Origin of the sequence: Actinomadura atramentaria DSM 43919 (assembly GCF_000381885.1) — a bacterium.
GTDB lineage: Bacteria > Actinomycetota > Actinomycetes > Streptosporangiales > Streptosporangiaceae > Spirillospora > Spirillospora atramentaria.
Map to the genome: position 1 here is coordinate 1 of NZ_KB907234.1, position 7,602 is coordinate 7,602.

Genomic DNA, 7,602 nt, shown 5'->3' on the forward strand with positions numbered 1-7,602 from the left:
TACGGGGCGGCCGAGCGAACGAATGTCACCCGGCCGATAAAGGCACTGGCTTTTAACACGCTGTTGAGTTCTCAAGAAACGGACACCCACCGCGCTCCGACCGCTTCCGCGATCCTCGCTCCGGGGCGACATTTCTTACTTTACCGGTTCCGCCCGGACTGTCAATTCCGCGCTTTCCCCGGCACCCCCCGATTCCAGAACCGCTTTCGCGGGTTCTTCGTCGAGGGCTCCGCTATTTCACCAGATCCCGCGTGATTGTCAAACCACACGATTCCCCGGCACGCGACAACGTGCCGGACGCGACAGAGCCACGCCGGTGAAAGATCGAGGAGGTTTCCCCCACGGGCCGGCCGCCGCACATGCGACGTCCTGCATCCCTCCGGGGACAAGTGGGTAACTTACGCGGCGGCGCGGCGGATGTCAAGCCGGGGCCGCGCGGGGCGTGTCGGCGGGGGTGTCGAGGCGGGCGAGCAGGGCCGGGTCGTCGATGGCGGCGTCGGCGGCGAGCAGGGCGGCCGTGGCGAGGATGGCGGTGAGGCGGTCGTCGGCGAACGGGAGGGCGACCGGGGGCGGGGCGGGCAGGCGGACGTCCGTCAGGTCCAGGTGGGTGTCGTCCGGAGAGCGCAGGACGCTGCCCGATCCCAGGTGGATGCGGTACGTCCGCAGGTCTCCGGCGACGTCGAGGAAGCGGGCGCGCAGGGTGCAGCGGTCCGCGAGCGGAGTGCGCGGGAGGACGCGGGCGAGGGCGGCGTGGCGGGTTTCGGCGGTCGCGGTCAGCGCGCCGAACTCGGCGCGGGTCCACCACGGGGCGGCGGCCGCGTCGGGGTCGGGGGCGACGGAGGTGCGGGCCGTGAAGAGGTCGACGTCGCGCATGGCCTCGCTGAACAGGACGGCGGGGACGTCGGCGAGCGGCGCGTCCCGCCAGGTGCCGTCCACGCGGCGGGCGAAGGTCACCGCGCCGGTCGCGCGGCGAGGTCGGCGGACGGGTCCGCGAGGGTGTGCGCGAGCGTCGCGCGCCACTCCCCCGCGCCGAGCAGGCGGGCCGCGTCGTCGGCGTCGCCGCCGTCCCACGGCCCGAGGCGGCCGGACGTCCAGCCGCGCGACCGGAACAGCGCGTACAGCGCCCGGTAGTGGACGAGGTGGGCGGCGAACCGGTGGGAGCGGACCGCGCCGCCGTCCTCGGCCGGGGAGAGCCGGTACGTCTCGCGGTACGCCTGCCGGAACGGTTGGCGGATCTCCAGGTCCGCGAGGGCGTCGCGCCAGGCGGCGACGTCCGCGGCGGTCGCGCGGGCGGGGTGCCAGAGGCGGACGGGCGCGTCGGCGGGGGCGTCGGGGAGCGCGTCGCGGACGGGGAGGATCGTGTGGCCGTCCACGTCCCAGATCAGGCGGCGCGCGACGGCCCCGGCGACGGGGTGGTCGATGAGTCCGGAACGCCATTCGGCGTACGGGTGGACGGCGGCGAATCCGCCTTCGAGGGCGCGGGTGAGCGTGGCGAGCTGGACGCCGACGCGGGCAGTGAGGTCGCGAAGTTCGCGGACGGCGTCGGGGTGGGCGCGGCGGACGGCGGCCGGGACGCCGCGCAGCGGGCCGCGCGCCGAGTGGAACGTCAGCGTCGCGGTGTCGGCGGCGGTGATGACGGCCTGGTGGTCCCCGAGGGTGCGGCGCAGGGTGCCGTCCGGCGCGAAGCCGTGGTCGGGCATCCGGAGGGCGACGTCGGCGCGGGCCGCGAGCGCCGCCTCGACGCGGACGAGGTTGCGGCCGAGCTGCTTGGGGACGCCGGCGTGCCGGGTCGCGGCGCGGGCGGCGCGCAGCGCGGCGACGAGTTCGGGCGTGGGGAACTCCTGCCCGGCGCGCGCGAACTCGTAGAGGAGCGCCTGCGACGGCAGGGTCTTCGCGCTGGTGGGGGCGACGGCGACGCCGGTGAGCAGGCCGTCGAGCAGGCCGCGCAGCCACGGTTCGTCGCGCAGCAGGGCGGCGCGGGCGGCGCGGCCGAGCGCGGCGACCTCGTCGGCGGTGAACAGCTTGTCGGCGCGGTAGGGAAGGTCGCCCGCGTGCAGGGCGGCGACGCGGGCGGCGGCCGCGTCGAGCGCGCGGCGGGCGAACGCCGCGACGGCGGGGAGCGCGGCGAGGCGGGGCCAGGCGTCGGGGTGCGGCGCGGGCCGGGCGTAGCCGCCCGCGTCCTCGATCTCGGCGAGCGCGAGCAGGTCGTCGGGGGCGAGCGCGTCGAGGACGGCGGCCTCGTCGACCGCGATGGGGCCGGTGACGGTGAGCCGGGCGCGGACGGCGGCGGTCTGCCCGGCGCGGGCGGCGGCGGCGAGCAGCGCGAACGGTTCGCCGAGCCGGTCGCGGTCGAGCAGGGCGCGGACGAGCGTGCGCGCGGGCGCGGCGACGTCGGGCGGCTCACCGGTGCAGCGGAACAGCGCGCCGACGCCGAGGGCGAGGTCGGCCCAGTCGCGGTGCGGGAGTTCGGCGACGAGCGCGTCGAACAGGGCGCGGACGGCGGCTGGGGTGAAGCGGGGCTGGCGGGCGCGCATCTCGTCCTGGACGGTGTGCGCGATGACCGTGGCGGGGTGGCCGCGGCGGTTGCCCTGGTAGGCGGCCGGGACGAGGGAGCCGAGTTCGACGTCGGTGAGGCCGGACGCGTCGAGGCCGGGCAGCAGCGCGGCGTCGTCGGGGCGGGGTTCGGTGAGGGAGCGCAGCAGTACGGCGGCGTCGGTCACGGGCGGCCTCCCGTCGTCGCGGACATGGCGGGGATCGTCGCAGACGAGTCCGACAAAGGCCGAAAGGTCGCCAGATGACCTTGTGGTCACCTACGGTGGGGCGAACGGGATTCGGGCGATCTTCGGGAGCAGGCGACATGGGCGCTCCGCACGACGTGGTGATCATCGGCGCCGGGTTCGGCGGCATCGGCATGGCGATCACGCTGCGGCGGGCGGGCGTGCGCGACGTCCTCGTCCTGGAGCGCGGCGACGCGCTCGGCGGGACGTGGCGCGACAACACCTATCCGGGCGCGGCCTGCGACATCCCGTCGCACCTGTACTCGTTCTCGTTCGCGCCGAAAACCGACTGGAGCCGCCGCTTCCCGGGGCAGCGCGAGATTCTGGACTACCTCAACGACTGCGCGCGCGAGCACGGCGTGCTGCCCGGCATCCGGTTCGGCACGGAGGTCTCGGGCGCGCGGTTCGACGCGGACGCGGCGGTGTGGCGCGTCGAGACGTCGGCGGGCGAAGTCGCGGCGCGGGTGCTGATCTCGGCGTGCGGGCAGCTCAACCGGCCCGTCCTGCCGGAGATCGACGGACGGGATTCGTTCGCGGGCGAGGCGTTCCACACCGCGCGCTGGGACCACGGCGTGGATCTGCGCGGGAAGCGCGTCGCGGTGGTCGGGACGGGAGCGAGCGCGATCCAGGTGATCCCGGCCGTCGCGGGCCGGGTGGAGCGGCTGGACGTGTACCAGCGGTCCGCGCCGTACGTCATCGAGAAGGCGGACCGCGGTTACAGGCTGTGGGAGAAGGACGCCCTTTCCGGTTTCCGGGGGCTGCACACGCTGAGCCGGGCGAAGACGTACGCGTTCTACGAGGCGCGGGCGGTCGGATTCCTCGGTGAGTCGCGGTTGATGAAGCTCATGGAGCGGCGGTTCGAGCGGCGGCTGGCAGAGCAGGTGCCCGATCCGGAACTGCGGCGCCGGCTCGTCCCGGACTATCCGATGGGCTGCAAGCGGATTCTGATCTCCGACGATTACTATCCGGCGCTGAACAGGCCGAACGTCGATCTCGTCACCGATCCGATCGAGCGGATCACGCCCACGGGAATCGTGGCGCGGGACGGCGTGGAGCGTCCTGTCGACGTCATCGTGTACGCGACGGGTTTCGCGGCGAGCGACTTCCTCGCGCCGATGCGGATCGTCGGACGCGACGGCCGCGAGTTGAGCGAGGAATGGCGGGGCGGCGCGGACGCTCATCTCGGGATCACGGTGAACGGTTTCCCGAACCTGTTCCTGCTGTACGGTCCGTACACCAATCTCGGGCACAACAGCATCATCTACATGCTCGAATCGCAGTTCCGGTACGTGCTCGGCTGCGTCCGCGCGCTTCGCGAGAAGGACCTCGCGTGGATCGAGGTGCGGCCGGACGTCCAGGCGGACTTCTCGCGCGTCATGCAGGAGCGGCTGCGCGGCACGGTCTGGGCGTCGGGCTGCGCGAGCTGGTACATGACCGGGGACGGGCGGATCGTGAACAACTGGCCCGGGTTCACGTTCGCCTACCGGTGGGCGACTCGACGGCCCGACCCCCGGCACTTCACCGTCCGCCGGGCGGCTTAGGGTCGGGGTCATGCCGACCGCATTCATCACCGGGGCCACCGCCGGAATCGGCGCGGCCTTCGCCCGCCGACTCGCCTCCGACGGGTTCGACCTCGTCCTGCTCGCCCGCGACGGGAAGCGGCTGGACGCGACCGCCGCCGAGCTGTCCGACCGGTACGGCGTGCGCGCCGAGACGCTGGTCGCGGACCTGGCGACGGACGACGGGATCGCCGCCGCCGAGGAGCGCGCCCGCGCGGGCGTCGACCTCCTGGTCAACAACGCCGGTTTCGGGCACAAGGGGACGTTCCTGAACGTCCCGGTGTCGGACGAGGTCACGATGCTCAAGGTCCACTGCGAGGCCGTGCTGCGGCTCACGCAGGCGGCGCTGCCGGGGATGCTGGAGCGCGGGCGCGGCGCGGTCCTGAACGTGTCGTCGGTGTCGGCGTTCGGCGCGCGCGGGACGTACGGCGCGTCCAAGGCGTGGGTGGTGAGCTTCAGCCAGGGCGTCCAGCAGGACATCGCGATGCGCGGCCACGCGAACGTGCGGGTCATGGCGCTGTGCCCGGGGTTCGTGCGGACGGAGTTCCACCAGCGCGCCGGGATGGGCGTCGACAACGTCCCCGGCTTCATGTGGCTGGAGCAGGATCTGGTCGTGGACGAGGCGCTGCGGGACCTCCGGCGCGGGGCGCTGGTGAGCGTGCCGAGCCTGCGCTACAAGGCGATCGTCGGGCTTTCGCGGCTGGTGCCGCCGAAGCTCGCGGCCCGGCTGTCGGCGGGCGCGGGTCGCAGCTACGACTGAAAGGTGAAATCGGGGCGTCCGCGTTGTGAACCGGGTGCCTTGCCGCGGCCGTCCCGGGCGGGCAGGCTGGGCCGTCGCCGTCGCTTCCCGCACGCCGAGAGGACCCCCGATGGGCGACACGCCGGGCCACGTCGTCCTGGCCCTGCTCGCGTCCAGTGCCTACTACGTGTCGTTCGTGATGTTCCGCTCGGCCGCGGTGCGGATGCCGCCGCTGCGGGGCAGCCGCCCGTTCGCGGTCGCGCGCCTGATGGCGACGAGCCCGACCTGGTTCGGCGGCGGCCTCGTGCTGTTCATCGGGCTCGGGTACGAGATCGTCACGTTCACCGCGATGCCGATGGCGCTGGCGCAGCCGGTGTTCGCGGTGAGCCTCGTGCTGCTGCTCGTCTACACCGGGGTGTTCCTCGGGGAGCGGATGAGCGGGCGGGAGTGGACGAGCATCGGGCTGTTCGTCGCGGCGACCGTGCTCATCGGGCTGTCGGCGCGCGGCGACGGCGTCCTGCGCGTCCAGCTCCGGGCGACGGACGTGCTGCGCGACCCGTGGCTGATGCTCGGCGTGATGGCCCCGGCGCTGCTGGCGGCGATCCTCGTCTGGATCGTCGGGGACCGGCGCGCGGGCGGACGGCACGCGCGGCGGCTCGCGGGGGTCGCGTACGGGATCGGCGCGGGCGCGTGCGCGGGCCTCGCGGAGGCCGGGGTGCGGGGGATGGCGATCCTCTTCCACGACACCGGGAGTTTCGCGGCGGTCGCGCGGTCGCCGTACCCGTATCTGACGCTCGTGTTCGCGGGGATCGCGCTCGGGCAGTTGCAGGTGGCGTTGCAGCGGTGCCGGCTGTCGGTGGTGGCGAGCGTCCTGACCGTCATCGGGCGGACGTACCTGCTGCTCAGCAGCATGATCCTGTTCGAGGAGAAATGGCCGGACCGAGTCGTGCCGTTCGCGCTGCGCACGGCGGGGCTGGTGCTGGCGGTGCTGGCGCTGGTGGTGTTCCCCCGGTACGAGAGCGGGCCGGAACCGGGTGCGGTGCGGCGGAACGTCCCCTAGATTGCGGGAATGGGCCTTCTCCCCCGGATCGTCCGAACGGCCGTCGCCGTCTGCGCGGCCGCGCCGTTGTTCGCCGCGGCCCCCGCGTCGGCCGTCGTCGGCGGTGCTCCCGCGGACGCGGCGAAGTATCCGTGGCTCGGGGCGGTCGGATCGCCGCTGTTCTTCGTCCGGCCCGCCGGGCAGTTCTGCGGCGGCGCGCTCGTCGCGCCGGACCGCGTGCTGACGGCGGCGCACTGCGTCGCGCTGTTCCGCGCCGCGCCCGGCCTGCTGACCGTCACGTTCGGGCGCTCCGACCTGGGCGCGGGCGGCGGCGAGCAGATCGCGGTGAAGAAGGTGCGGGTCGACTCGCGGTACCGGGAGGGCGACTTCCGGGGCGAGACCGTCGAGCACCACGACCTGGCCGAGCTGACGCTGGCGCGGCGCACGACGCGGCCGGTCGTCGCGACGGGCGGCGCGGGCGGTGCGCGGAGCGGGCGCGTCGTCGGCTGGGGCGGGACGGCGGAGACCGACTTCTTCAACACGCGGCTGCGCGCGGCGGACGTGCCGCTGCCCGGCGACGCCGCGTGCCGCCGAGCGTACGGCGCGTCCTACGACGCCGCCGACATGGCGTGCGCGGGATCAGCCGCCGCCGACACCTGCCAGTTCGACAGCGGCGGGCCGCTGCTGGCGGGCGGACGGCTCGTCGCGCTGACGTCCTGGGCGTACGGATGCGCGCGGCCGGGGTTCCCGGGGGTGTACGCGCGGGTCGCGCCGCTGCGGTGACGCGTTTTCCGGCGGTCGGGGCGGTTGGGGGCGCGGCTAAACTGTCCCGCGTGTCCGACTCGAAGTTCGAAGTCCAGATGCTCCACGACCGCGTCATGATCCGGAGCGAGAAGGACTCCGGGGAGCGCCGCAGTTCCGGCGGGATCGTCATTCCCGCGACGGTCGAGCGCTCCAACCGGCTGCAGTGGGGCGAGGTCTGCGGCGTCGGCCACCACGTCCGGACGGTGAAGGTCGGGGACCGGGTGCTGTACCACCCGGAGGACCAGTTCGAGGTGGAGATCCAGGGCGAGGACTACCTCGTCATGCGCGAACGCGACCTGCACGCCGTCGCCAACGAGCGGCCGGAGCACGGGACCGGGCTGTACCTCTGACGTTGTTCTTCTGAGCATGCCGGAAGCCCCGGCGGTCGAATGACCGCCGGGGCTTCCGGGTTGCGCTGGGGGATTATCCGAGGGGCTTGGGTTCGCCCTTGGTGCCGGCGCCCTTGCCCCACTTGAGGATTTCGTACTTGACGCCCTTGATGTGTCCGGCGTCGGAGCCGGTGTTGTACTTGGACTTCGGCGTGCCGCCGTCAAGCAGGTGACGGAACGTGTAGGTGTCCAGGTCGAGCATCACGCCGCGGTGCGAGGGTTCGCCGGGGCCTCGGTCGCCGATGAACCCGGTGACGCTGCGGCCTTCGTAGGAGACCTTGACCTTGGTGTGCAG

General features: G+C 73.6%; 8 protein-coding genes and 1 pseudogene. 6 read left to right on the forward strand and 3 right to left on the reverse strand.

Annotation, left to right across the window (positions count from 1 at the left end):
- On the forward strand, nucleotides 1–255 hold a 255-nt coding region (locus G339_RS40140; RefSeq protein ID WP_205625677.1), incomplete at its 5' end, for a hypothetical protein.
- Between the two features lie 165 nt (nucleotides 256–420).
- Here G339_RS40140 and G339_RS0131750 read toward each other — a convergent pair.
- Entirely contained in the window at nucleotides 421–954 is a 534-nt protein-coding gene (locus G339_RS0131750; RefSeq protein WP_026341957.1) for a DUF7737 domain-containing protein, read from the reverse strand.
- Complete coding sequence (locus G339_RS0131755) at nucleotides 951–2,720, reverse strand: DUF4132 domain-containing protein (protein ID WP_026341958.1); 1,770 nt, start codon at nucleotides 2,718–2,720, stop codon at nucleotides 951–953. Before G339_RS0131755 ends, G339_RS0131750 begins: the two co-directional genes overlap by 4 nt.
- Before the next feature lie 137 nt (nucleotides 2,721–2,857).
- Between G339_RS0131755 and G339_RS0131760 the strand changes: the two genes are divergently transcribed.
- The 5 genes from G339_RS0131760 to G339_RS0131780 all read left to right on the forward strand — a co-directional run bounded on the left by G339_RS0131760 (nucleotide 2,858) and on the right by G339_RS0131780 (nucleotide 7,268).
- On the forward strand, nucleotides 2,858–4,318 hold the full coding sequence (locus tag G339_RS0131760; protein ID WP_019635094.1) for a flavin-containing monooxygenase: 1,461 nt from the start codon (nucleotides 2,858–2,860) through the stop codon (nucleotides 4,316–4,318).
- 10 nt (nucleotides 4,319–4,328) lie between these two features.
- Nucleotides 4,329–5,096 (forward strand): SDR family NAD(P)-dependent oxidoreductase, encoded by a 768-nt coding sequence (locus G339_RS0131765; protein WP_019635095.1) that lies wholly within the window; start codon nucleotides 4,329–4,331, stop codon nucleotides 5,094–5,096.
- A gap of 109 nt (nucleotides 5,097–5,205) precedes the next feature.
- Nucleotides 5,206–6,135, forward strand: a complete 930-nt coding sequence (locus tag G339_RS0131770; RefSeq protein ID WP_019635096.1) for a DMT family transporter — start codon at nucleotides 5,206–5,208, stop codon at nucleotides 6,133–6,135.
- A 9-nt stretch (nucleotides 6,136–6,144) separates the two neighbouring features.
- On the forward strand, nucleotides 6,145–6,897 hold the full coding sequence (locus tag G339_RS0131775; RefSeq protein ID WP_019635097.1) for a serine protease: 753 nt from the start codon (nucleotides 6,145–6,147) through the stop codon (nucleotides 6,895–6,897).
- Nucleotides 6,898–6,947: 50 nt separating this feature from the next.
- A complete protein-coding gene (locus tag G339_RS0131780; RefSeq protein WP_019635098.1) occupies nucleotides 6,948–7,268 on the forward strand; it encodes a GroES family chaperonin in 321 nt (106 codons plus the stop codon).
- 73 nt (nucleotides 7,269–7,341) lie between these two features.
- On the opposite strand, the pseudogene G339_RS39635 reads toward G339_RS0131780, so the two are convergent.
- A pseudogene (locus G339_RS39635) lies at nucleotides 7,342–7,602 on the reverse strand (hypothetical protein); the annotation flags it as partial.

Excerpts from the sequence above, each read along its gene's own strand:
- G339_RS0131760 (WP_019635094.1), top strand. The coding sequence starts at position 2,858 with ATGGGCGCTCCGCACGACGTGGTGATCATCGGCGCCGGGTTCGGCGGC.
- G339_RS0131765 (WP_019635095.1), top strand. The coding sequence starts at position 4,329 with ATGCCGACCGCATTCATCACCGGGGCCACCGCCGGAATCGGCGCGGCC.
- G339_RS0131770 (WP_019635096.1), top strand. The coding sequence starts at position 5,206 with ATGGGCGACACGCCGGGCCACGTCGTCCTGGCCCTGCTCGCGTCCAGT.
- G339_RS0131775 (WP_019635097.1), top strand. The coding sequence starts at position 6,145 with ATGGGCCTTCTCCCCCGGATCGTCCGAACGGCCGTCGCCGTCTGCGCG.